The sequence below is a fragment of the Nonomuraea sp. bgisy101 genome (genome assembly GCF_057708945.1).
Genome location: NZ_JBYITD010000017.1, coordinates 37710 through 58552, shown reverse-complemented (window position 1 = coordinate 58552; position 20843 = coordinate 37710). Strand labels below are relative to the sequence as shown.

The window sequence follows — 20843 nt, the reverse complement described above, 5'->3', positions numbered from 1 at the left end:
GCTGGGAAGGCGGGTCACGCCCTGTGCTGGGAAGGCGGGTCACGCCCTGTGCAGGGAAGGCGGGTCAGACCGTCACGAGGGCGGCCTCGGCCTCCAGGGTCGCGGCCGTCGCGTTGACGACGGCCGCGATCCGCAGCGCCTCCTGGATCTGCTCACGCGGCATGCCGGAGCCGCGCAGCACCTGCTCGTGCGACTCCAGGCAGCGCCCACAGCCGTTGATCGCGGAGACCGCCAGGCACCACAGCTCGAAGTCGACCTTGTCGACACCCGGGTTGCCGATGACGGTCATGCGCAGCCTGGCCGGCATCGTGCCGTACTGCTCGTCGCCGATCAGGTGGGTGGCGCGGTAGTAGACGTTGTTCATCGCCATGATCGAGGCGGCGGCCTTGGCCGCCTTGAACGCCTCGGCCGACAGGGCGGCGGCGGCCTCGCCCGCCACCTCGGCGATGACCCGGGCCGACCTGGTGGCCAGCGCGCACGCCAGGACCGCGCCCCACAGCTGCTGGTCGGTCAGCGACGACGTCGTCGTGACCGAGCCCAGGTTGAGCTTGGTGTCCTTGGCGTAGTCGGGCAGCGCGGCCTTCAGGTTGTCGATGCTCATGCCTGCTCCCTCGCCGCTCGCACGGTCATCGGCCGGCCGTGCTCCCCGCGCTCGGTTCGCTCGCTCATGCGCCCAGCAGGGCCTTCGCGTCGAGGCCCTTCTCGCCCTTGTTCCAGTTGCAGGGGCACAGCTCGTCGGACTGCAGGGCGTCGAGGACCCGCAGGACCTCCTTGACGTTGCGGCCGACCGAACCCGCCGTCACCATCGTGAACTGGATCTCGTTGTTCGGGTCCACGATGAAGGTGGCGCGCTGGGCGACGCCGTCCTCGCCGAGGATGCCGAGCTCCGACGACAGCTCGCGCTTGATGTCGCTCAGCATCGGGAACGGCAGGTCGCGCAGGTCCTCGTGGTCCTTGCGCCACGCGTGGTGGACGAACTCCGAGTCGACGGAGACGCCGAGCACCTGCGCGTCACGGTCGGCGAAGTCCTCGTTGAGCCGGCCGAACTCGGCGATCTCGGTGGGGCACACGAAGGTGAAGTCCTTCGGCCAGAAGAACACCACGCGCCACTTGCCCTCGTAGGTCTTGTGGTTGATCTCCGTGAACGCCTTCTCGGGGTCCAGGTCGACGCAGGCGGTGAGCTCGTACTCGGGGAACTTGTCACCAACGGTGAGCACGTGGATGTCTCCTTGTAGGACGTCGTTGTCAGTGCCTCCAGGTTGCCGCACCTACCATTGATCCGAGAAATCGAGCAGTCGGACCAATCTGAGAGGTGATTCCTATCAGTGAGCCCATGCCCACCCTCGCTCAACTGCGGGCATTCCTCGCTGTAGCCGACCATCTCCACTTCAGGGAGGCCGCCACCGCGCTCAGGATGAGCCAGCCCGCGCTGTCGGGGTCGGTCTCCGCGCTGGAGGAGATCCTCGACACACAGCTGCTCGAAAGGACCACCAGAAGAGTGCTGCTGACACCCGCGGGCGAGCGGGTGGCCGCGCACGCCACGCGGGTGCTGGCGGCGGTCGACGACCTGGTCGGCGAGGTGGCGCGCAACCGCGAGCCGTTCAGCGGGCCCGCGCACCTGGGCGTGATCCCGACGGTCGCGCCGTACGTGCTGCCCGCGCTGCTGCCGATGTTCGCCAGGCGCTTCCCGAAGCTGAAACTCACCGTGCACGAGGCCAAGACCGAGACGATCGTCGAGGAGGTGAGGGAGGGCAGGCTCGACCTGGTGCTGCTGGCCCTGCCGACCGAGACGAGCGGGCTGGTGGAGGAGCCGCTCTACGACGAGGAATTCCTGCTGGCCGTCCCCGAGGGCCATCCGCTGGCCGTCGAGGAGACGCCGCTGCGCAGGTCGGCGCTGAAGGGTCTCGACATCGTGCTGCTGAACCAGGGCCACTGCCTGCGGGAGCAGGCGATCGACGTGTGCAGGGAGGTGGGCGCGCGGGCCACCGCGACCACCTACGCCACCAGCCTGCCGACGCTGGTGCAGCTGGTGGCGGGCGGCCTCGGGGTGACGCTGCTGCCGGAGTCGGCGGTGCCGGTGGAGACGGGCAAGAGAGTACGGCTGGCGCTGCGCAGGTTCGCCGATCCGGCGCCTGGCAGGACGATCGGCATGGCCTACCGGGCCAGCTCGGCGCGGGCCGCGGAGTACGCGCAGCTCGCCAAGGCGGTGCGGAGCGCGGTGAGGCAGCGGAAGCTGCCGGTGAAGGTGGTCGCCTGACCTGGAGCCCGGCACCGGCTCGAACGGCACCGGCTGGGGGCACCACCTTGGACCGGCACCACCTTGGACCGGTACCGGTTAGGTGGTGAACGGCCAGCCGGTGACGGGCGGGCGCGGGGTCAATCCAGGGGCGAGGCCGAGCGCGCCCAGCGACTCGGCCATCTTGACGGCGGCGCTCACACCGTCCACGACGACCAGCCCGGTGGCCGCGGCGACGTCCGCCGCCATGCCCGCCATGCCGCCACAGCCCAGCACGACCACCTCGGTGGCCGCGCGTCGCGCGGTGTCGGCGACCGCTGTCACCGCCTCCTCGCGGTGGTCGACCAGGTCGGGCACGCCCAGGCCCGAGGCCAGGACGCCGGCGCAGGCCGCGTCGAGCCGCAGCGTCCGCAGGCGGTCCTCGACGATCGGCGCGGCCGCGGCGGTGGAGGTGACGATCGTGAACCGCGCGCCGAGCGTGCGGGCCAGCAGCGGCCCGCACTCGGTGATGTCGAGGACGGGCGCGGCGGTGAGCTCCTGCGCGGCCTCCTTGCCCGGCTCGCCGAACCCCGCCATCACCACCGCGTCGGCGGGCGTCTCCGCGATCAGTTCGAGGACGCCGACCGCGCTGAACAGCACCTCACAGTGCCCGGTCAGCTCGGCGGGCCCGCGGCGCGGCGCGAGCGTGGTGACGGTGGTGCCCGGCGCGGCGGCGGCGCGCGCGGCCTCGTGGATCAGCAGGGTGCAGCCGTCGACGCGGTTGGGGTTGACCACGAGGATCTCCATGCGCGCAACGGTATACCACTATTGTCCGAGCCGCTTGAGCCTGGTCACCGCCTCGTCGATGACCTCGTCCTTCTTGCAGAAGGCGAACCTGACGAAGTGCCGGCCCCTGTCGGGGTGGTCGTAGAAGACCTGCGTCGGGATCGCCACCACTCCGGCCAGTTCGGGCAGCCGCCTGGTCAGCTCCAGGCCGTCGGTGAAGCCCAGCGGCCTGATGTCGGTCTGCACGAAGTACGTCCCGGACGGCTTCAGCACCTCGAACCCCGCCGCCGCCAGCCCGCTCATCAGCCTGTCGCGCTTGCCCTCGAGGCCTTCGCGCAGGCCCGCGACCCAGTCCAGTTCCTCGCGCAGGCCGTACGCCACGGCGAGCTGCCACGGCCCGTTGGCCGTGAAGGTCAGGAACTGCTTGACGGTCTGAACGGCCCGCACCAGCTCGGGCGGAGCGCACACCCAGCCCGTCTTCCATCCCGTCACCGAGAACGTCTTGCCCGCCGAGGCGATCATCACGGTCCGCTCGCGCATGCCCGGCAGCGTGGCCATGGGGATGTGCGCGACGCCGTCGAAGGTCAGGTGCTCGTACACCTCGTCGGTGATCGCCACCAGGTCGCGCTCCTGGCACAGCTCGGCGATACAGGCCAGTTCCTCGGCGGTGAACACGGTGCCCGTCGGGTTGTGCGGCGAGTTGACCAGGATCGCCCTGGTGCGCGGCGTGACAGCGGCGCGCAGCTCGTCGGGGTCGAAGGTGAAGCGCCCCCGCTCGGGCCGCAGGGTGACCGCGACCAGCCTGGCCCCGGCCAGCGCGATGGAGGCGGCGTAGGAGTCGTAGTAGGGCTCGAAGGCGATCACCTCGTCGCCCGGCTCGCACAGTGCCAGCACCGAGGCCGCGATCGCCTCGGTGGCGCCCACGGTGACCAGCACCTCACCGTCGGGATCGTAGGCGAGGTCGTAGTGCCGCCGCCGGTGCTCGGCCACGGCCTGCCGCAGCTCGGGCACCCCCGGCCCCGGCGGGTACTGGTTGGCGCCCGACCTGATGGCCTCCACCGCGCGGTCGAGCATCGCGGGCGGGCCGTCGGTGTCGGGAAACCCCTGCCCCAGATTGATCGAACCGGTCCGTACGGCCAGCGCGCTCATCTCGGCGAAGATCGTGGTGCCGAACTGTCGCATTCGGGAAACAAGGGGATCGTTCACAGGACCACACTATTAGTCTCGAGGGCGTGATCACCCGGGTCGCTCTCGCCGTCGCGCTCGTGTCCGCTCCGAGCGCCCTCCCCACCGCCGGATGGGTCAACGAACCCGTCGTCGCCGCCCCCGCCGGTGCCGAGCTCGGGACCAGCGCCGGAGCCGAGCGCCGGACCGGTGTCGGGACCGGACCCGAGCGCCGGACCGGGACCAGCGTCGAGAGCTGGTCGACCGGGCCCGGGAACGGGACCGGACCCGGGAACGAGTCGGGGGTCGGGGCCGGGAACGAGTCGGGGGCCGGGAACGGGTCGGGGGTCGGGGCCGGTCCTGTCGAGGAGCGGGCGTGCCCCGTCCCCATGCCCCCAGGGACCAGGTGCGGCTTCCTGGTGGTACCCGAAAGGCGGGACGGCGACCGGGCAAAAACGATCAGAGTGGGCTTCGCCGTCCACCGGGCGAGGAACCCCGCGGGCGACCCCGTCGTCTACACGAGCGGTGGTCCCGCCTCGGCCTCGATCCAGCTCACCGGCTTCCTGGCGTCGATCTTCCCCGACCGCGACGTCGTCACGCTGGAACAGCGCGGCAGCAGGTACTCCAAGCCCACGCTCGGCTGCCCCGAGACCGTCTCGGCCATGCTCGACAGGCTGCGCGCCCCCAGGGCCGACGTCGCGAAGGGCGCGCTCGACTGCCGCAGGAGGCACGAGGAGCAGGGCGTCGACCTGCGCGGCTACACCACCAAGGAGATCGCGGCCGACGTCGTCGACCTGCGTAAGGCGCTCGGCTACGCCAGGTGGAACCTGTTCGGGGTCAGCTACTCCACCAGGGTGATGGTGGACGCCGCCGCGGCCGACCCCGAGGGTGTGAGCGCGGTGGTGCTCGACTCCTTCCTGCCGCAGGACGTCTCCTGGTACGGAGAGGCCGACCGGAACCTGGCCGACACCGTGGCCGCCCTGGGCGTCGGCGACAGGTTCGAGGCGATGGTGAAGCGGTTGAACGCGCGTCCCGCGCTGGTGCCCGCCACCGACCCGCTGACGGGCAGGGCGTTCACCGCCAGGCTGACCGGCGACGACGTGGCGACGGTGCTCGCCGAGGGCCTGCACGACGCGAGCGTGATCGCGGTGGCCCCCGCGCTGGTCGACGCCCTGGCCGAGGGGCACGACGAACTGCTGCGGCCGCTGGCCGACCAGGTGGGGCCCGGTCTCGCCTCCCACGAGTTCGGGCTCTACCACGCGGTCCAGTGCCAGGACGAGGCCGACTTCCCCGAACGGTCACGCCTGTTCACGGTGACCTCCGACAAGGAGGTGTGCGCGGCATGGAAGCTGCCGGCCTCCACGCCCACGAAGGCCACGACGAAGGCGCCCGTGCTCGTACTCGGCGGCCAGTACGATCCGACCACGCCCGCCCGCACCGCCAGACCGGCGGCGGAGAGGTTGCCCAACGCCCGCTTCGTGGAGTTCGCCGGAGTCGGCCACGCGGTGTTCCTGTCGACGGCGTGCGGCGCCCGCACCATCGCCGCGTTCGTCGCCGACCCTGTGGGCTGGAAGCAGCCGTGCGACCCTTCGCAGCGCGGCTTCACCTCCGTGCGACCCGGCGACCTTCACGTCACCGGCGCGCCGTACCAGGCGCTGACCTCCCCGTGGCTGGCCGTGCCGCTCGCGTTGTTCGCGCTGGCGAGCCTGGCTCAGCTCGTCGGCGGCGCGCTCAGAGGCAGGGCGCTGACCGCGTTCGCCGGGCTGGCCGGCGTGGCCTTCGTCGGCCTGGCGGCCGACGCGGTGTGGGGGCTGATGAAGGAGAACGAGACCGCGCTGGCCGTCGGGGTGCCGCACACGCTCGAGGCCTACGGCTGGGTCGCGGCCGGCTCGGCCGTTCTCACGGTGGCCGCTCTGCTACGAGCCCGTACAATCCCCAACATCCTGGCCACCGTGATCGCGGCCGGCCTCCTCGTGTGGTGGTGGTCCTGGTTCCTGTGACACGCATCAGAGAGCTCGACGCGCTCCGCGGTTTCGCGGTGTGCGGGATCATGCTGGTCAACACCTGGCAGCACGCTGAGGGGCCGGAGAGCGACTGGTGGGTCGAGACGTTCTTCCAGGGACGCTTCTACCCGATCTTCTCCCTGCTGTTCGGCATCAGCTTCGTGCTCGTGCTGCAGGGCGCCACCCGGTGGGTGCTGCTGCGCAGGCTGCTGTGGCTGCTGGTGTTCGGGCTGGTCCAGCACACCTGGTATCCGGGAGAGGTGCTGACCGACTACGCGCTGTTCGGAATCGGCGTGCTGCTGCCCGCCTCGTTCCTGTCCGGCGGCTGGCCGATCCTGGCGCTCGGGGTGGCGGCGATCGCGTGGGGCACCTGGATGGGCGGCGGCATCCTGATCATCCCCGGGCTCTTCCTGATCGGCATGGCCCTGATGGAGCTGCGGCTGGGACGCCGATGGCTGCTGCCGGGCTTCGTGGCGTCGGCGGCCGTCTCCGCGGTGCTCACCTGGGCCTACCCGCGAACCGAACAGTGGTGGATCTACGTGACGGCGGCCCTCGCGGGCGCCGCCGCCTACTCCACGCTGGTGCTGTACCTGCGGCCGCGGTGGCTGGAGCCGATGGGCAGGATGGCGCTGACCAACTACGTCTCGGGCACCGTCGTCATCGCGCTGACCGCCCCGATGCGGTGGCCCGTGCTCCCGGTGGTGGCCGTGACACTGGCCGCGCAGCTGCTGTTCAGCTGGTGGTGGCTGTCCAGGTTCAGGTACGGCCCGCTCGAATGGGCCTGGCGCGTGCTCACCTGGTGGAAACGCGTGGAGAACAAGCCCATACTCCGTTCGTGACGCCAAGCGCCTTGCTCCGCCTGCTGGACGACGAGCTGCCCGACGCGATCCGCCTCCGTCACCGGCTGCATGCCGTACCCGAACTGGGCGGCGCCGAGGCGGAGACCTGCGCGATCATCGCCGAGCATCTGCCGCTGCCGCACAGGGTCGTGGCGGGCACCGGGATGATCGTGAGGGTCGGCGCGGGCGGCGCGGGCGGCGCGGGCGGCGAGCCCGCGATCGGCGTCAGGGCCGAGCTGGACGGGCTGCCGATGACCGAGCGGACGGGGGCGGCGTACGCGTCGGCCAACGGCCACATGCACGCCTGCGGCCACGACGTCCATCTGGCCGCGCTCGTCGCGCTGGTGCGGGCGGCCCGCAAGACGGCGCTGCCTGCGCCGCTGGTGGCGATCTTCCAGCCGTGCGAGGAGCGGCATCCCTCGGGCGCGGTGGCGCTGCTGCGCGACGGCGAGCTGGAGGCGGAGGCGGTGGAGTCGGTGGTCGCCGTGCACGTCCACCCCGACCTGCCGTGGGGGTCGATCGGCGCCGATCCGGGCACGGTCAACGCGGCCGCCGACGCGATCAGGATCGATGTCGAAGGGCGCGGCGGGCACGCCGCCTACCCGCACCGCACGAGGGACCCGGTGCTGGCGCTCTCGCATCTCGTGGTGGCGCTGCACGGACTGGTGGGGCGGCGCGTCGACCCGGTTCACGGCGCGACGCTCACGGTCGGGGCCGTCCACGCGGGCACGGCCGAGAACGTCATCCCCGGCGCCGGCCACGCCCTGGTCACCGTTCGCGCGCTGGACGCGGCCGACCAGCGCGAGCTGCGGCTGGCCGTCAGGGAGTGCGCCGAGCACGTGGCCGCCGCGCACGGGTGCACGGCGCGGCTGACCTTCACCAAGAGCGAGCCGCCGCTGGTCAACGACCCGGCGCTGGCCGAGGCCGCCAGGCGCAGGGCCGCGGCGGCCGGGTTCGCCCTCGCGCCCGCCTGGCATTCCTGCGGCGGCGACGACTTCGCCCACTACGGCACCGCGCGGCCCACGCTGATGGCGTTCGTCGGGCTGAACGGCGCGCCCGGCTTCGCCCACGCCGGGCTGCACGATCCGCGCTTCCTGCCGCCCGACGAGGCGGTGGCCGCGTGCGCGCGTGCGCAGGCGCTGGCCTACGCCGCCGCGCTCAGCGTGCGGAGCGGAACACCAGCAGGCGGAACATCTGCGTGGAGCCGACCAGCTTCTCCTTGACCAGGCGCAGTCCGTGGCGCTCGGCGCCGGCCGCCAGGCGGGCGACGGAGACCGCGTTGACCATGTCCTGGTTGCCCGCCAGGTAGGCCTCCGCGTATCCCTCGGAGAGCCCGTTGTCGATCATCCAGGTGCGCCACGCGGTCACCGCCGCCTGCCGCTCCCTGTCCTCCTCGGGGGCGAAGCAGTCGGAGAAGACGAGGCTGCCGCCGGGTTCGAGGCGTTTGGCGCACTCGGCGAAGAAGCAGTCGACGGACTCCTCGGTGGGGCTCTGGCCGAGCAGGAAGTGGGTGACGAGCGAGCCGAAGATGACGTTGTAGGTGATGTGGTCCTCGACGTCGTCCCAGGCGGTCTTGTTCAGCAGGCGGACCCAGCGGTTGAGGTCGTCTCCGATCTTCCTGTGGGCGAGTTTGCGCATCTGCACCGCGCGGTCCATGGCACGGTAGCTGTCGACCGGGTAGAGCTGGCCGAGTTGCTCGAACGGCTCGCACAGGGTGCGGATCCACGGGACGATCGCCGCGGTGAGGCTGCCGGTGCCGTATCCGATCTCCAGCACGGAGACCGACATGTCGATCTCCTGGAAGATGCGCAGGATCTCGCTGGCGACGGTGGCCGAGCAGTCCTGGATCAGGTCGTCGTACATCGGGATCCAGGTGCGGATGTGCTGGTCGTAGCGGTCGAAGTAGGCCGGCGAGCGGTGCTCGGTGCGCAGCGTCCAGTGCTCGTCCCACCTGCCGATCTCCAGCTTGCGCAGCCATTCGCGCTTGAGCGTGTGGAAGTCGTGGTTGGGGTCGAAGCGCACCGCCCGCGCCTTGACCGCCTCGTAGTAGCGGGTGGCCAGGTTGAAGCGGTGGCGGTCGCGCTCGATGTGGAGCATGCGGCGCTCGCCGAAGTCGCTCTCCAGCCTGCGCCGGTAGCCGCCGATGCAGTCGGGGTTGAGCAGCAGCAGGTGGGCGCCGACGGCGGTGTCGCCGAACGGGTGGCGCACGCCGAGCCCCACGTCGTCGACGGCGGCCACGTAGATCTCGTAGCCGCTGCCCGACAGGCTGCCGATGTGGTCGCGCCACATGGACATGTGCCGTGACAGCTCGGCCTCGCCCTGGAAGAACAGCCGCCAGTCGATGAGGAAGATCCGTTCGGTGACCTGGGAACTCATCAGCTCGGGGTGCTCGAGGTCGGTCTGCCAGAACGTCTCGGTGTTGTCGGTCAGGTCGGCGATGGCCCTGATCGGCCCGTCGTTCCAGTCGCGCAGCTCGGCGAAGCAGTGGGAGTAGTAGTCGGCGTCGGTGACGAGGTTGGAAGGGCCCGAGTTGCGCACCTCGGAGGCCAGCGCCTCCAGCCAGCCGCTGCGCAGGTGGAGCTGCGGGTGGTCGGAGTCGTGGTTGCCGAGCACGGACTGCAGGCCGCCGTGCAGCTGGGTCAGCTTGCGGCGCAGCGCGCGGTGGCCAGGGCTGAGCGACTCCATCTCCAGCCGGTCGAGCAACCTGCCGAAATCGGTCTCGAATTTCCCGAATCCCGCGTCGCTGCCGGCACTCGGATAGTTGAGGTATCGGGGAGCGCCGAAGTCTTCCGGCAGTTCGTGGGTGCCCTCCTGCTTGATGACGACGACAGGCAAATCCAGCGCCCGCGCAAATCCGACTTCAAATGCCAGATTGGGGCGAACCGTACTTCCTTCCAGGATGAGAATGTCCGACCTGCGGATCTGCTCCTGGATCTCGATGCCGATGTTGCGGCTGTGGGGCTGCTCGCTCCAGTCGTAGACGTCGTAGTGGCGCTCGGCCAGCTGTCCCTTCACCGACTGGACCGCCCTGATGACGGATTCGGATCCCTCAGCCTCGGTGGACCAGGCGAGAAATGCATTGACGGGGTCCATGCAGACATGAATACACGACAGACGACTGGACTTTCAAAGAGGGCGAAAATATCGTGACGGAATGGCATTGCGGCTGTCTTTTGCCGTACTGGTGGTCGCGTCTTTCGTTCTCGGCCTGGTGGGTTTCGCCGCCTACCTCCAGCCGGGTGCCTCCGCCTTCGACCTGGTCTACTACTCCCTCCAGTTGTTCGTCCTGGACCCCGCGCCTTTCGACGTCGACCACGAGCCGTTGGGGTGGGCGCTGGAGGTGGCCCGCTTCACCGCCCCCGCCGCCACGATCTACGCCCTGGTCGCCGGTCTGCTGCTGCTGTTCTCGACCGAGATCCGCCGCCTGCGCGCCCGCGGCTCGCGCGGCCACGCGGTCGTCTGCGGCACGGGGCCGATCGCGGGCGTGCTGACCAGGCGCCTGCGTACGGCCGGCCGCGGCGTGGTGCAGATCGCCCCCACGCCCAACGCCGACCGGGGAGTCCTGCACGTCGAGGGCGACCCGCGCGATCCCTCCGTGCTGCGCGCCGCAGGCATCGAGCGCGCGGCCGTCCTGTACGCCTGCGAGAGCGACAGCGCGACCAACACCGCGATCGCGCTGGCCGCGCACGCCATGCCGAGGCCGAAGACCCGCCCGCTTGCCGCCTACGGGCTCATCTCCGACCCCGACATGTGCGCGGCGCTGCGCGCCAGGCGACTGGGGCTGACCAGGCCGACGGGGCTGCACCTGGACTTCTTCAACCCCGACACGCTCGCGGCCCGCGTGCTGCTGCAGAACGACCCGCCCACCACGGCCGACCCCGTCATGCTCATCGGCCTCGGCACCTTCGGCAGGACACTGCTGCTGGAACTGGCCAGGCACTGGCGCCTGCACGCGCCGGACTCCGGCCCCCTTCCTGTCACCGTCGTCGACGCGGCCGCGACGAGCACCGTGGCGGCCCTGTGCGCCAGGCACGACCTGCTGCTGACGGCCTGCGATCTCGAGGCGATCGACCTGGAGCCGGAGCAGGTGAGCCTGCCCGAGATGCTGCCGCAGGCCTCGCGCCGCGTCTACGTCTGCTACCCCGACCAGGACCTCGCGCTGAAGGTGGCGCTCACGTCGCTGCGCCTGTGGGGCGGCGGCCCAGGCTCGCTGGTCGTCCGCGTCGACCACGCGGCGGCCTTCGACTCCAGCCTGCTGGAGGGGCTGGACGGCGCGCTCAGGGTCTTCCCCGTCACGGATGCGGCCGGTGATCCCGCGCTGATCTCCGAGGACCTGGTGGAGACCCTCGCCAAGGCGGCCCACAACCACTATCTGGCCGACCAGCGCGGCAGGGGCGCGCGGTTCGCGCTCAACCCTTCGCTGGTGCCCTGGGAGGAACTGGAGGAGAGCAAGCGCGAGTCCAACAGGCTGCTGGCCGAGGACATCGGCAGGAAGCTGAAGGAGGTCGGTTGCGCGCTCGGCCCGCGTGTCGACCCCGACCTCGGCTTCGCCTTCACCGAGGGGGAGATCGAGCTCCTCGCGGAGATGGAGCACGTGCGCTGGGTACGGATGATGGTGAGCCGCGGCTGGTCCCACGGACCGTTGAGGGATGATGAGAACAAGACGCATCCCGACATAGGAGATTGGTCCACTTTGTCAGCATCGGCGAAGGAGAAGGACCGGGACACGGTCAGGAACCTTCCCGGCATCCTGGCACTGGCCGGTTTCCAGGTGGTGAGGACCCGATGACGAGGTTCGCCGTGACAGGGCACCGCGAGCTGACGCCGCACACCGTGGAGCTGGTCAGCCAGGCGCTGCGCGAGGCGCTGGCGGACGCCGGCCCCGACCTGGTCGGCGTGTCGTGCCTGGCCGAGGGAACCGATCAGATCTTCGCCGCCGAGACGATCGCGGCCGGCGGCGAGCTGCGCGCCGTCCTGCCCGCCCACCACTACAGGGAGAGCCTGCCCGCCGACGCCCGCCACACCTACGACATGCTGCTCGGCAAGGCCGCGCACGTCCTCGAACTGCCCTTCGACGAGGCCGGGGTGCCCGCCTACCTCGCCGCGGCCGAAGCCATGCTGGCCGAGGCCGACGAGCTCGTCGCGGTGTGGGACGGCGCGGTGCCACGCGGGCGCGGCGGCACCGCCGAGGTGGTGGCCATGGCCGTCCGGGCGGGGATGCCCGTGCGGGTGATCTGGCCGCCGGGTTCCAGCCGGGCATAGGCTCGAGGGCGTGACGAGAATCGCGCTCTGCCAGCTGCCCGTCTCCCCCGACCCCGTGGTCAACCTCAAGCGGGCCAGGGAGGCCATCGCCAAGGCCGAGGGCGCCGACCTCGCGATCTTCCCCGAAGCCACCCTCACCAGGTACGGCAAGCGGATCACCGACCTGGCTGAGCCGCTGGACGGCCCGTTCGTCACAGGCCTGGCCGAGGCGGCCCGCGAGCACGGCGTCGCGGTGATCGCCGGCGTCTTCGAGCCGGGAGACGGCCGCGTCCACAACACCGCGGTGGCGCTCGACGCCTCGGGCGCCGTCCTGGCCGCCTACCGGAAGATCCACCTGTTCGACTCCTTCGGGTCGCGCGAGTCGGAGCTCGTCGCGCCCGGCTCAGAACCGACCGTGGTCGAGGTCGCGGGGCTGCGCGTCGGCCTGGTCACCTGCTACGACCTGCGCTTCCCCGAGCTGGCCAGAGCGCTCGTCGACAGGGGCGCCGACATGTTCGCCGTCATCGCGGCATGGGGCTCGGGACCGCTCAAGGAGGACCACTGGATCACTCTCGTGCGGGCCAGGGCGCTGGAGAACACGATGTGGACCGCCGCCGTCGGTCAGGCGCCCAACCCCGCCGAGTCCGGCGACGGGTTCGGGGTCGGGCGCAGCATGCTGGTCGACCCGCTGGGCGTGGTCCGCGCCGATCTGGGTAGCGCACCGGTGGTGCAGGTGGTCGACCTCGACCCCGAGCTGACCGCCTCCGCCCGCGCCACGCTGCCGTGCCTGGAGCACAGGGTGCTGGGCGTGGCGAGACTGCCGTGACCTGGGAGTCGCTCCGATTGGCGGGGTTCCTCAATCGGAGTGGCCAAGAGATCGTAAAGTGGTGCCGTGAACGAGCGTAGGACACAGATGCAGAAGGTGGTGCCGCCTCGGCTGCTCGTGCCCTACCTCTCGGGAAAGCGCACGGTCATCTCCGGCTACGTCTACCGCGTGCAGGACTGCGTGCGGCTGACCACGCCGCGCGCGTTATTCCTGGGGCTCGACCTGTCCTTCGAGGGATCGGAGCTGAGCGCGGAGGTGCCCGAGCTGTACGTCATGCGGTGGTACGCGCGTGACGTCGACACCTACGCGGTGCCGTACGGGCCGCACATGGGCGGCGACTGGAGCGACGCGCCGCCGTTCGCCGGCAACGGGTTCACCACCTCCCGCGAGCACGTGGTGCCGCAGTTCCACACCACCCCGATGCCCATCCCCGCGGGAGCCGAGATCGTGCACGTGGGCGACAGGGGCGAGCGGCCCTTCGCCGCCTACGACGGGCTGACCTGGCGGCCGTCCACATGAACGACGCGATCGTTCCCGTGGCGTCGGGGTTCGTCGCCCGTCACAGGGGCCGCACCCATCCGGCGGCGATCGGGCCTGACAGCGACGAGGTCGTCCTGTTCAGCGAGGAGGAGCTGGAGGGCTTCGAGGCGGGCTCGGGCTACTGGCGCCGCACCGTGGAGCGCTCCGAACTGGAGTGGCTGGTGCTCGTGCGCACGGTCGGCGCGTTCGGCGGCGAGCCCTGCGTCGTCCTCGACGAGGACGACGACGGCCTCCACATCGCCTACACGGGACACAGCGGCATGAAAGCGGAGGCGCTCGGCTACTGGATGGTCGACCATGGGGCCTACGAAGTGGTCGTGCCGCGCGAGGAGGTCTTCTCGATCCGGGTGGAGCGCCTTCCCGTCGACTGACCCTGTCACCCTGGGCCGGGTCGAAGGTGTCTTGAACAACATGCGATGGATGCTCGCCCTCGTGCCGCTCGCCCTCGTGGCGTGCGGCGGGGCGTCCGAGACCTCCGAGATCTACCAGCGGGTCATGCAGGGAAAGGCGCCGATCGGCGAGGTGCTGTCCGTGTCGGACCCGCCGGTGCGGCTGTGGTTCGCCCGCACCACCGACGAGGACGGCGACGTGCGGCTGTGCGGGCCCGCCTCCTGCGGCCACGACCTGTCCGACCGCCCCGAGCCCGCGTGGGCCGAGGCCCGCGAGGACGACCTGTACTACGGCGCCGCGAGGAGCGGAGTCGCGGGCGTGCGCGCGGTGACGGCCGAAGGAATCAGGGTCGACGGCACCGTCCACCGGCCGGAGGGGGCGCCCCTGGCCATCTGGACGGTGACCGTCCACGGCGCGACCGTGCGCGCCTTCGAATTCGTCGACGGATCCGGTCAACCCGTCGCCACCGCGAGTGTCTCTGGTATGTGATGGAAACACCCACCATGGCGCCCACCGCTCCGACCTTCGCGGAGTTGTTCGCCGCCCAGTACCAGTCCCTGGTACGGCTGGCGGGTCTGCTGGGCGCGGACGACCCCGAGGACATCGCGCAGGAGGCGTTCGCCAGGCTGCACTCCCGCCGCCTGCGGGACGACGCGGCAGCGCTCGGCTACCTGCGCGCGACCGTCTGCAACCTGACCCGCAACCGGCTGCGGCACCTGCGCATCACCCGGCTACGCCGTCCCGACCCTCCCGAGCACGCCCGCAGCAGCGAGCACGCCGTCATCGTCGCCGAGGAGCACCGCGAGCTGCTGGCCGCCCTCGACACGTTGCCGCGCCGCCAGCGGGAGGCGCTGATCCTGCGCTACTGGCTCGACCTGTCCGAACGAGAGATCGCCGATGCCATGGGCGTGTCGCCCGGTTCGGTCAAGACACACGCCAGCAGGGGCATGGCGGCGCTGAGGGGGATGCTGTGAACGACCTGGAAGAGCGGCTGCGCGCCGCACTCGACGCCCGCGCGGCCACCTACGAGGCAAGCCCGACGGCCTGGATGAAGGTCCAGCAGCGGGCCGGACGCCGCCGGTGGGCCTGGCCCGTCATCCTGGCGGCCCTGCCGGTCGCCCTGGTGGCCGTGCTCGTGCCCGTCCTGCTCAACGGGGGCCTGGACAGGCAGACGGTCACCGGTCCGCCGCCGAATCCGGTCCCGGTGGGCCGGGAGCTGGTCATCGACAACCCGGCCGAGAACCGGCCGATGCGGCTGTGGTACGCCACCGATCACAGGGGCCTGGTCGTCTTCTGCCATGCCGTGCAGTACGCGGGCGACGCCACCCAGACCAGCTGCGGCGGCAACGTCGGGGCCCAGGCGATGAAGAGCGCCGGCTGGTTCGAGGGGACGACACAGTCCGTCCCGCCGCGCGAGAGCGTGCTCGACTACGGCGGCGCACGCCCGGACGTGGCCACGGTGACGGCGGTGACCAAGAAGGGGACGCGCGTCACCGGAGCCGTTCGCCGGCCTGCCGGCGCGCCCTTCAAGATCTGGACGGTCGTCTTCCCTGCCACGGACCAGGTCACCGCCTACGAGTTCGCCGCCGCCGACGGCAGGCTCCTGTCGCGGGTCGCCAGAACCGTCGCGATGCCGCCCGAGGCCGAGCAGGGCAGGCCCGCGGGCGCCGCGACGGATCTCGCCGACCTGAGCGTGCGGCCCTACAGCACGCCCGACAGGACGCTCATCTGGACCCTCGACGGTCGCGAGCTGGGGCTGAACCTGGTCAGGGCCAAGGACCTGATGCGCGACATGGGCGGAAAGCCGATGGACGTCGAGCTGCGGGTCAACGGCGGTCGCTGGTTCGGCATCGCCCGCCCGGCCACCGCGAAGGTGGAACTGGTCCGCAAGGACGGCAAGGTGCTCAGGGCGGCGGTCAAGCAGGACCCGTGGAAGATCGGTGTGCGGCTGTTCGCCGGTGAGGAGCCCGTCTCCGGCGACCTCTACCTGGAGGGCTTCGCCCTCGTCGGCTACGACTCCTCGGGCAAGGAGCTGTGGCGCGAGGACCACCCCGCCGACAAGCCGGCCTGGGACCCGCACCCGCCGATCGGCGAGGTCGTCACCATCGGCGAGGCGAAGGTGTGGTTCAGCAAGGTGACGCTCGCCGACGGCAGGACCTGGGACGGGCTGTGCCGCTCGGTCGCGGGCGAGAAGACCACCTGCGACGCCTTCCAGCCGGTCGCGGCCGGAGACGCCGAGCGCCTGCCCGATCTCGGCAAGAGCGCGATCGGCGTGGCGGGATCCGAGGTCACCCAGGTGGAGGCGGTGACGTCCGGCACTCGCGGCTCGGTGTACGCGCCCTCGGGGGCGCCGCTGAAGATCTGGGTCGTCCCCAACCGCAGCGGGTCGGAGAGGTTCGCCCTGCGGAACGCCGAGCAGGACACGGTCGCCACGGTCGGCGGCAGCGCGCCTGACAAGTGCTCGGTCTCCCCGCCCGTCGGACAGGCCGCCGCGCTGGGGACCTGGGCCACCTTGACCCACCAGGACGGCTGCCTGATCATCTGGACGGACAACGGGCGCTTCATCACCGAGAAGCACAAGATCGACGATGCCACCTACGAGTTCAGGAGCGGCTTCCTCGCCGGATACGCGGTCGTGAAGACGGCCAAGGTCGAGTTGGTCTACGACGACGGCTCCCGTGTGACCGCGACCCTGACGGCCGACCCGTGGGGTCTCGGTCTCACCCTGTTCTCCGCACGCTCGACGAACTCCAACCCGGACGCCGACGTCGTCGGCTACGACGCCGCCGGCAAGGAGATCTGGCGGCGCTAGATCCCGAGAGAGCGGTAGCGCGCCAGGCGGGCAGGCAACCTGTCCGCCTGGGGCGTTTCCAGCAGCCCCGCGATCTCGAACTCCAGCGCCCGAGCCACCCGTTCGCAGAAGGCCCTCGGCTCGTAGGCGGCGTCGGGCCGCTCGGGGATGACCCGGTCCACGATCCCGTCGCGACGCAGGTCGGTGGCGCGCACGCCCTGCGCCTGGGCGATCTCGGGCGCGAAGTCGACGCTGCGGTACAGGATCGCCGACGCGCCCTCGGGCGGCAGCGGCGACAGCCAGGCATGCTGGGCCGCAAGCACCCTGTCGGCGGGCAGCAGGGCCAGCGCGCCGCCGCCCGCCCCCTCGCCGAGCAGCAGGCACACGGTCGGCGCGTCGAGCATGACCAGATCGGTTAGCGAGCGGGCGATCTCGGCGGCCAGCCCGCCTTCCTCGGCCGCCTTGGACAGGGCGGCGCCGGCCGTGTCGATCACGGTGACCAGCGGCAGGCCGAGCTCGGCGGCCAGGCGCATGCCCCGCCTGGCCACGCGCAGCCCCGCCGGCCCGAACGGCCCCGTCGCGCGCTGCGTGCGCCGGTCCTGGCCGAGGACGACGGCAGGGGCGCTGCCGAACCTGGCCAGGGCCAGCAGCAGGCCGGGATCGGCCTCGCCCTCGCCGGTGCCGTTCAGCGGGGTGACATCGGTGGCGGCCAGCTTGAGCAGGGTGCGGATGCCGGGACGATCGTCGCGGCGCGAGCGGGTGATGGCGTCCCACGCCTCGACGGGGCGCAGGTCCTCCTCCGGCGCCGTCCCCTTCACCAGCCCGCCGCGGCCCGCGGTGAGGACGGTCAGCGCCCTGATCGCGATGGCGCGCGCCTCCTGCGCCGTGACGACGGCGTCGACCAGGCCGTGCGTGAACAGGTTCTCGGCCACCTGGACGCCCTCGGGGAAGGCGTAGCCGTGCAGCGACTCGAACACCCTGGGCCCGAGGAAGCCGATGAGCGCCCCCGGCTCGGCCGCGGTCACGTGCCCGAGCGAGCCCCAGCTGGCGAAGACGCCGCCGGTGGTCGGGTGACGCAGGTAGACGATGTACGGCAGGCCCGCCTCGCGGTGCAGCTGCACCGCCGCCGTGATCTTGACCATCTGGGTGAAGGCGAGCGCGCCCTCCTGCATGCGGGTGCCGCCGGAGGCGGGCGAGGCGAGCAGTGGCAGCCCCTCCCTGGTGGCCCGCTCGACCGCCAGCACGAGCCGCTCGGCCGCGGCCACCCCGATGGAGCCCGCCATGAAGGAGAACTCGCAGGCCACGATGGCCACCCTGTGCCCGTCGACGGACCCCTCACCGGTGATCACCGACTCGTCGTAGCCGCTCTTGGCGCGGGCGGCGGCCAGCTCCTCGGCGTAGGAGGAGCCGGGCTGGGCAGGGTCGGCGGGCGGCGTGTCCCACGACTTCCACGATCCCCGGTCGAGGACCGTCTCGATGAGAGTGCGCGCGTCCGGCCGGCTCACCACTGCTCCCCTGCTGTCGTCGAGTGCTGCAATGTTGACGCGCCGGTCACCGTTCCCGTTCCGCCAACCAGGAAAGTACGGCTTCGCCGTCCTGTCCGAGGGCGGGCGGCGGGCTGTGCTCGAAGGGCTCGGCGCCGTCGAAGCGCAGCGGAGGCCCCGGCAGCTCGATAGGGCCGAGCACGGGATGGTCCACCTCGACCACCAGCCCCTGGGAGCGGGTCTGCTCCCATGCGTAGACCTCGTCGAGTGTGCGGATGGCGCCGGCGGGTACGCCGAGCTCGGCCAGCGCGGCCAGCCAGTGCGCCCGGTCGTGGCGGGCCAGTGCCTTCTCCATCTCGCCGATCAGCTCATCCCTGTGCGCGAACCTCTGCCTGTTCGTCGCATACTTCGCGTCATCGGGGTCGATGTCCAGCAAGGCGGCCACCTTGCGCCACTGGACGTCGTTGGCGGCGGCGATCTGGAGCATCCCGTCGGCGCAGTGGAAGGCGCCGTAGGGCGCGATGGAGGCGTGGTGGTTGCCGCCCGCGACGGGCACCTGCCCGCCGACCGTCCACGCGGTGCCGTGGTAGGAGTGCACGCCCGTCACCGCGGCCAGCAGCGAGGTGCGCACCACCTCGCCCTTTCCGGTGCGCTCACGCTCGTAGAGGGCGGCGACCACGCCGTAGGCGCCGTGGATGCCTGCCAGCAGGTCGGCGATGGAGGCGCCCACCCGGTACGGCGCGTCGGGCGAGGGGCCGGTCAGCGACATGAGGCCCGCCTCGCCCTGGGCGATCTGGTCGTAGCCCGGCCTGCCGCCCTCCGGGCCGTCGTGGCCGAAGCCCGTGATGGACAGCACCACCAGGCGGGGGTTGAGCTCGTGCAGGCGCTCGACGGGGAAGCCGAGCCTGTCGAGCACGCCGGTGCGGAAGTTCTCGATCAGGACGTCGCTCTGCCGGACGAGGCGCTCGATGAGCCGCCTGCCCTCCTCGGACTTCAGGTCGACCGCGATGGACTGCTTGTTGCGGTTGGCCGCCAGGAAGTAGGTGGAGATGTCGTGGTCGGGGCCGGCGAACGGCGGCCCCCAGCCGCGTGACTCGTCGCCGCCCTCGGGATGCTCGACCTTGATCACCTTGGCGCCGAGGTCACCGAGCATCTGGGCGGCGTGCGGGCCCGCCAGAGCCCGCGAGAGGTCGAGGACGACGATGTCGCCAAGGGGTCCGCGCAAGATCAACCTCCAGTGGTGGTCGCCGAGCTTATGGCCTTACCAGCCTTTCAGGCGAGAGCCGACGCTCGACAGTCAGGTCCCTGTTCCACCATGACAGGATCGGAGGAATGGATCACCTGGTGAAACGCATCATGGAGCGCCCGCCTTCCTGCGGTCTCACCCGTGTCGTCGCGGTGGACGGGCCCGCGGGGTCGGGCAAGACGACGCTGGCCGGGCGGCTGGGTCCCGCGCTCGGCGCGCAGGTGGTGCACAGCGACGACTTCCCCGTGCCGTGGGAGCAGGGTCCTGGACCGTGGTTCGCCGCCCTGGAGGAGCGGGTGCTGCGCCCGCTCGGCGAGGGCAGGCCGGGCGCCTTCCGCCGCTACGACTGGGCGCGCGGCGTCTACGCCGAGGAGGTGACGGTGCCCGTCGCACCCGTGCTGGTCATCGAGGGCGTCGGTACGGCGCGCCGTACCGCGCCCGTGTCCTTCAGGGTGTGGGTGGAGGCCCCGAGGGACGTGCGCATGGCCAGGGTGCTGGAGCGCGACGGGCCCGAGCTCGAGGCGCGATGGGTGGAGTGGTTTGCCGCGGAGGAGCGGTGGTTCGCCGAGGACGGCACCAGGGGGCGGGCCGACGCCGTCCTCGCTCTCGCCTAGTCCAGGTGCCCCACCTCGTTGAACGCCAGCAGTTCGAGCCGTCCGTCCCTCGACTCCCACGTCGAGACGGAGGCGTTCATGATCGGCGCGTGGACGCCGACGGCGGCCAGTTCGGTGTCGGGCGACTCCTCGAGCACGTGGCGCAGGATGAGCACCACCGAGTCGTGCGCGACGATCAGCACCCGCCGCCCCTCCGCCCACGCGCGCAGGTCGCCGAGGAAACGTCTGAGCCGGATCGCCACGTCGCCGAACGACTCGCCGCCCGGCGGGCGGTAGCCGTACTCGCCCTCGGCCAGCAGCCGCGCCGCCTCCTCGGGGAAGCGCTGCCGCATGGCGGCCTGGTTGTAGTGGCGCAGCTCGCCCCACTCCCTGTCGCGCAGCCGCGCGTCGACTCTGACGGGCAGCGGCCCCACTCCCCACGCCTGGTGGGCGAGGCTCCAGGTGTCCATCGCCCTCAGGTAGGGCGAGCACCAGACGATCTCGGGCGCCTCCTGCCAGGGGAGCGACTTGAGGAACACGCCCAGCGCCGCCGCCTGTAACCGGCCCAGGTCGGTGAGGGTGATCTCGTGGTCCTCGCGCTCGTAGACGAGGGGGACACCGGCGGCCTGCCGGTAGGCCAGGTTCGCCTCGCTCTGGCCGTGCCGTACCGCGATGATGCGCTGGGGGTCGCTCATGCCGATCATTGTGCAGTGATCACCGGCCCG

At 71.4% G+C, this 20843-nt stretch carries 21 protein-coding genes; 13 read left to right on the top strand and 8 right to left on the bottom strand.

Going from position 1 to position 20843, the window contains the following annotated elements:
- Nucleotides 1-64: 64 nt before the first annotated feature.
- Nucleotides 65-601: an alkylhydroperoxidase, AhpD family gene (ahpD, locus tag AC3EO4_RS29535; RefSeq protein ID WP_379574113.1), complete on the bottom strand. Its 537-nt coding sequence runs from the start codon at nucleotides 599-601 to the stop codon at nucleotides 65-67.
- Between the two features lie 64 nt (nucleotides 602-665).
- Nucleotides 666-1217, bottom strand: coding sequence for a peroxiredoxin (locus AC3EO4_RS29530; RefSeq protein ID WP_379574112.1), 552 nt, complete (start codon nucleotides 1215-1217; stop codon nucleotides 666-668).
- 116 nt (nucleotides 1218-1333) lie between these two features.
- Between AC3EO4_RS29530 and AC3EO4_RS29525 the strand changes: the two genes are divergently transcribed.
- Nucleotides 1334-2257, top strand: a complete 924-nt coding sequence (locus AC3EO4_RS29525; RefSeq protein ID WP_379574111.1) for a LysR substrate-binding domain-containing protein — start codon at nucleotides 1334-1336, stop codon at nucleotides 2255-2257.
- Between the two features lie 78 nt (nucleotides 2258-2335).
- Here the strand turns inward: AC3EO4_RS29525 and AC3EO4_RS29520 are convergent, their stop codons facing one another.
- Both AC3EO4_RS29520 and AC3EO4_RS29515 read right to left on the bottom strand, forming a co-directional pair.
- Nucleotides 2336-3022, bottom strand: coding sequence for an aspartate/glutamate racemase family protein (locus AC3EO4_RS29520; protein ID WP_379574110.1), 687 nt, complete (start codon nucleotides 3020-3022; stop codon nucleotides 2336-2338).
- Between the two features lie 18 nt (nucleotides 3023-3040).
- Nucleotides 3041-4207: a pyridoxal phosphate-dependent aminotransferase gene (locus AC3EO4_RS29515; RefSeq protein ID WP_379574109.1), complete on the bottom strand. Its 1167-nt coding sequence runs from the start codon at nucleotides 4205-4207 to the stop codon at nucleotides 3041-3043.
- Nucleotides 4208-4233: 26 nt separating this feature from the next.
- Here AC3EO4_RS29515 and AC3EO4_RS29510 point away from each other — a divergent pair, with 26 nt between their 5' ends.
- Genes AC3EO4_RS29510 through AC3EO4_RS29500 form a run of 3 tightly spaced genes read left to right on the top strand, consistent with a single transcriptional unit; the run spans nucleotide 4234 to nucleotide 8230 of the window.
- Complete coding sequence (locus tag AC3EO4_RS29510) at nucleotides 4234-6165, top strand: alpha/beta hydrolase (RefSeq protein WP_379574108.1); 1932 nt, start codon at nucleotides 4234-4236, stop codon at nucleotides 6163-6165.
- Nucleotides 6162-7007, top strand: coding sequence for a DUF418 domain-containing protein (locus tag AC3EO4_RS29505; protein ID WP_379574107.1), 846 nt, complete (start codon nucleotides 6162-6164; stop codon nucleotides 7005-7007). The genes AC3EO4_RS29510 and AC3EO4_RS29505 overlap by 4 nt, the downstream gene beginning before the upstream one ends.
- Nucleotides 7004-8230: a M20 metallopeptidase family protein gene (locus AC3EO4_RS29500; protein WP_379574106.1), complete on the top strand. Its 1227-nt coding sequence runs from the start codon at nucleotides 7004-7006 to the stop codon at nucleotides 8228-8230. Before AC3EO4_RS29505 ends, AC3EO4_RS29500 begins: the two co-directional genes overlap by 4 nt.
- On the opposite strand, the gene AC3EO4_RS29495 is transcribed toward AC3EO4_RS29500, so the two are convergent.
- Nucleotides 8166-10100: a hypothetical protein gene (locus AC3EO4_RS29495; RefSeq protein ID WP_431898701.1), complete on the bottom strand. Its 1935-nt coding sequence runs from the start codon at nucleotides 10098-10100 to the stop codon at nucleotides 8166-8168. The genes AC3EO4_RS29500 and AC3EO4_RS29495 overlap by 65 nt on opposite strands.
- Nucleotides 10101-10161: 61 nt before the next feature.
- On the opposite strand from AC3EO4_RS29495, the gene AC3EO4_RS29490 reads away from it, so the two are divergent.
- From AC3EO4_RS29490 to AC3EO4_RS29455, 8 genes are all read left to right on the top strand, one after another.
- The gene (locus AC3EO4_RS29490; protein WP_379574104.1) at nucleotides 10162-11796 is read left to right on the top strand and encodes a RyR domain-containing protein; all 1635 of its coding nucleotides are present in this window, start codon (nucleotides 10162-10164) and stop codon (nucleotides 11794-11796) included.
- Nucleotides 11793-12269: a hypothetical protein gene (locus tag AC3EO4_RS29485; RefSeq protein ID WP_379574103.1), complete on the top strand. Its 477-nt coding sequence runs from the start codon at nucleotides 11793-11795 to the stop codon at nucleotides 12267-12269. The genes AC3EO4_RS29490 and AC3EO4_RS29485 overlap by 4 nt, the downstream gene beginning before the upstream one ends.
- A 10-nt stretch (nucleotides 12270-12279) precedes the next feature.
- A complete protein-coding gene (locus AC3EO4_RS29480; protein WP_431898700.1) occupies nucleotides 12280-13074 on the top strand; it encodes a carbon-nitrogen hydrolase family protein in 795 nt (264 codons plus the stop codon).
- Nucleotides 13075-13140: 66 nt separating this feature from the next.
- Complete coding sequence (locus tag AC3EO4_RS29475; RefSeq protein WP_379574101.1) at nucleotides 13141-13593, top strand: hypothetical protein; 453 nt, start codon at nucleotides 13141-13143, stop codon at nucleotides 13591-13593.
- On the top strand, nucleotides 13590-13985 hold the full coding sequence (locus AC3EO4_RS29470) for a hypothetical protein (RefSeq protein ID WP_431898699.1): 396 nt from the start codon (nucleotides 13590-13592) through the stop codon (nucleotides 13983-13985). The genes AC3EO4_RS29475 and AC3EO4_RS29470 overlap by 4 nt, the downstream gene beginning before the upstream one ends.
- Nucleotides 13986-14016: 31 nt before the next feature.
- Complete coding sequence (locus AC3EO4_RS29465; protein ID WP_379574099.1) at nucleotides 14017-14493, top strand: hypothetical protein; 477 nt, start codon at nucleotides 14017-14019, stop codon at nucleotides 14491-14493.
- Nucleotides 14494-14507: 14 nt separating this feature from the next.
- A complete protein-coding gene (locus tag AC3EO4_RS29460; protein WP_379574098.1) occupies nucleotides 14508-14978 on the top strand; it encodes a sigma-70 family RNA polymerase sigma factor in 471 nt (156 codons plus the stop codon).
- Entirely contained in the window at nucleotides 14975-16816 is a 1842-nt protein-coding gene (locus AC3EO4_RS29455; RefSeq protein ID WP_431898698.1) for a hypothetical protein, read from the top strand. The genes AC3EO4_RS29460 and AC3EO4_RS29455 overlap by 4 nt, the downstream gene beginning before the upstream one ends.
- Here the strand turns inward: AC3EO4_RS29455 and AC3EO4_RS29450 are convergent.
- Both AC3EO4_RS29450 and AC3EO4_RS29445 read right to left on the bottom strand, forming a co-directional pair.
- Entirely contained in the window at nucleotides 16813-18303 is a 1491-nt protein-coding gene (locus tag AC3EO4_RS29450) for a carboxyl transferase domain-containing protein (protein ID WP_379574096.1), read from the bottom strand. The two genes, AC3EO4_RS29455 and AC3EO4_RS29450, sit on opposite strands and share 4 nt — an antisense overlap.
- 43 nt (nucleotides 18304-18346) lie before the next feature.
- The gene (locus AC3EO4_RS29445; protein WP_379574095.1) at nucleotides 18347-19504 is read right to left on the bottom strand and encodes a CaiB/BaiF CoA transferase family protein; all 1158 of its coding nucleotides are present in this window, start codon (nucleotides 19502-19504) and stop codon (nucleotides 18347-18349) included.
- A 119-nt stretch (nucleotides 19505-19623) separates the two neighbouring features.
- On the opposite strand from AC3EO4_RS29445, the gene AC3EO4_RS29440 reads away from it, so the two are divergent.
- Nucleotides 19624-20139, top strand: a complete 516-nt coding sequence (locus tag AC3EO4_RS29440; protein ID WP_379574094.1) for a uridine kinase family protein — start codon at nucleotides 19624-19626, stop codon at nucleotides 20137-20139.
- Here the strand turns inward: AC3EO4_RS29440 and AC3EO4_RS29435 are convergent.
- Nucleotides 20136-20813: a histidine phosphatase family protein gene (locus tag AC3EO4_RS29435; protein ID WP_431898697.1), complete on the bottom strand. Its 678-nt coding sequence runs from the start codon at nucleotides 20811-20813 to the stop codon at nucleotides 20136-20138. The two genes, AC3EO4_RS29440 and AC3EO4_RS29435, sit on opposite strands and share 4 nt — an antisense overlap.
- Nucleotides 20814-20843 lie beyond the last annotated feature (30 nt).

Bases quoted from the DNA above. Each gene is read 5' to 3' on its own strand.
- AC3EO4_RS29460 (WP_379574098.1), top strand. From the start codon at position 14,508: ATGGCGCCCACCGCTCCGACCTTCGCGGAGTTGTTCGCCGCCCAGTAC.
- AC3EO4_RS29495 (WP_431898701.1), bottom strand. From the start codon at position 10,100: ATGGACCCCGTCAATGCATTTCTCGCCTGGTCCACCGAGGCTGAGGGA.
- AC3EO4_RS29525 (WP_379574111.1), top strand. From the start codon at position 1,334: ATGCCCACCCTCGCTCAACTGCGGGCATTCCTCGCTGTAGCCGACCAT.
- AC3EO4_RS29470 (WP_431898699.1), top strand. From the start codon at position 13,590: ATGAACGACGCGATCGTTCCCGTGGCGTCGGGGTTCGTCGCCCGTCAC.
- AC3EO4_RS29435 (WP_431898697.1), bottom strand. From the start codon at position 20,813: ATGAGCGACCCCCAGCGCATCATCGCGGTACGGCACGGCCAGAGCGAG.
- AC3EO4_RS29520 (WP_379574110.1), bottom strand. From the start codon at position 3,022: ATGGAGATCCTCGTGGTCAACCCCAACCGCGTCGACGGCTGCACCCTG.
- ahpD (WP_379574113.1), bottom strand. From the start codon at position 601: ATGAGCATCGACAACCTGAAGGCCGCGCTGCCCGACTACGCCAAGGAC.
- AC3EO4_RS29490 (WP_379574104.1), top strand. From the start codon at position 10,162: ATGGCATTGCGGCTGTCTTTTGCCGTACTGGTGGTCGCGTCTTTCGTT.
- AC3EO4_RS29485 (WP_379574103.1), top strand. From the start codon at position 11,793: ATGACGAGGTTCGCCGTGACAGGGCACCGCGAGCTGACGCCGCACACC.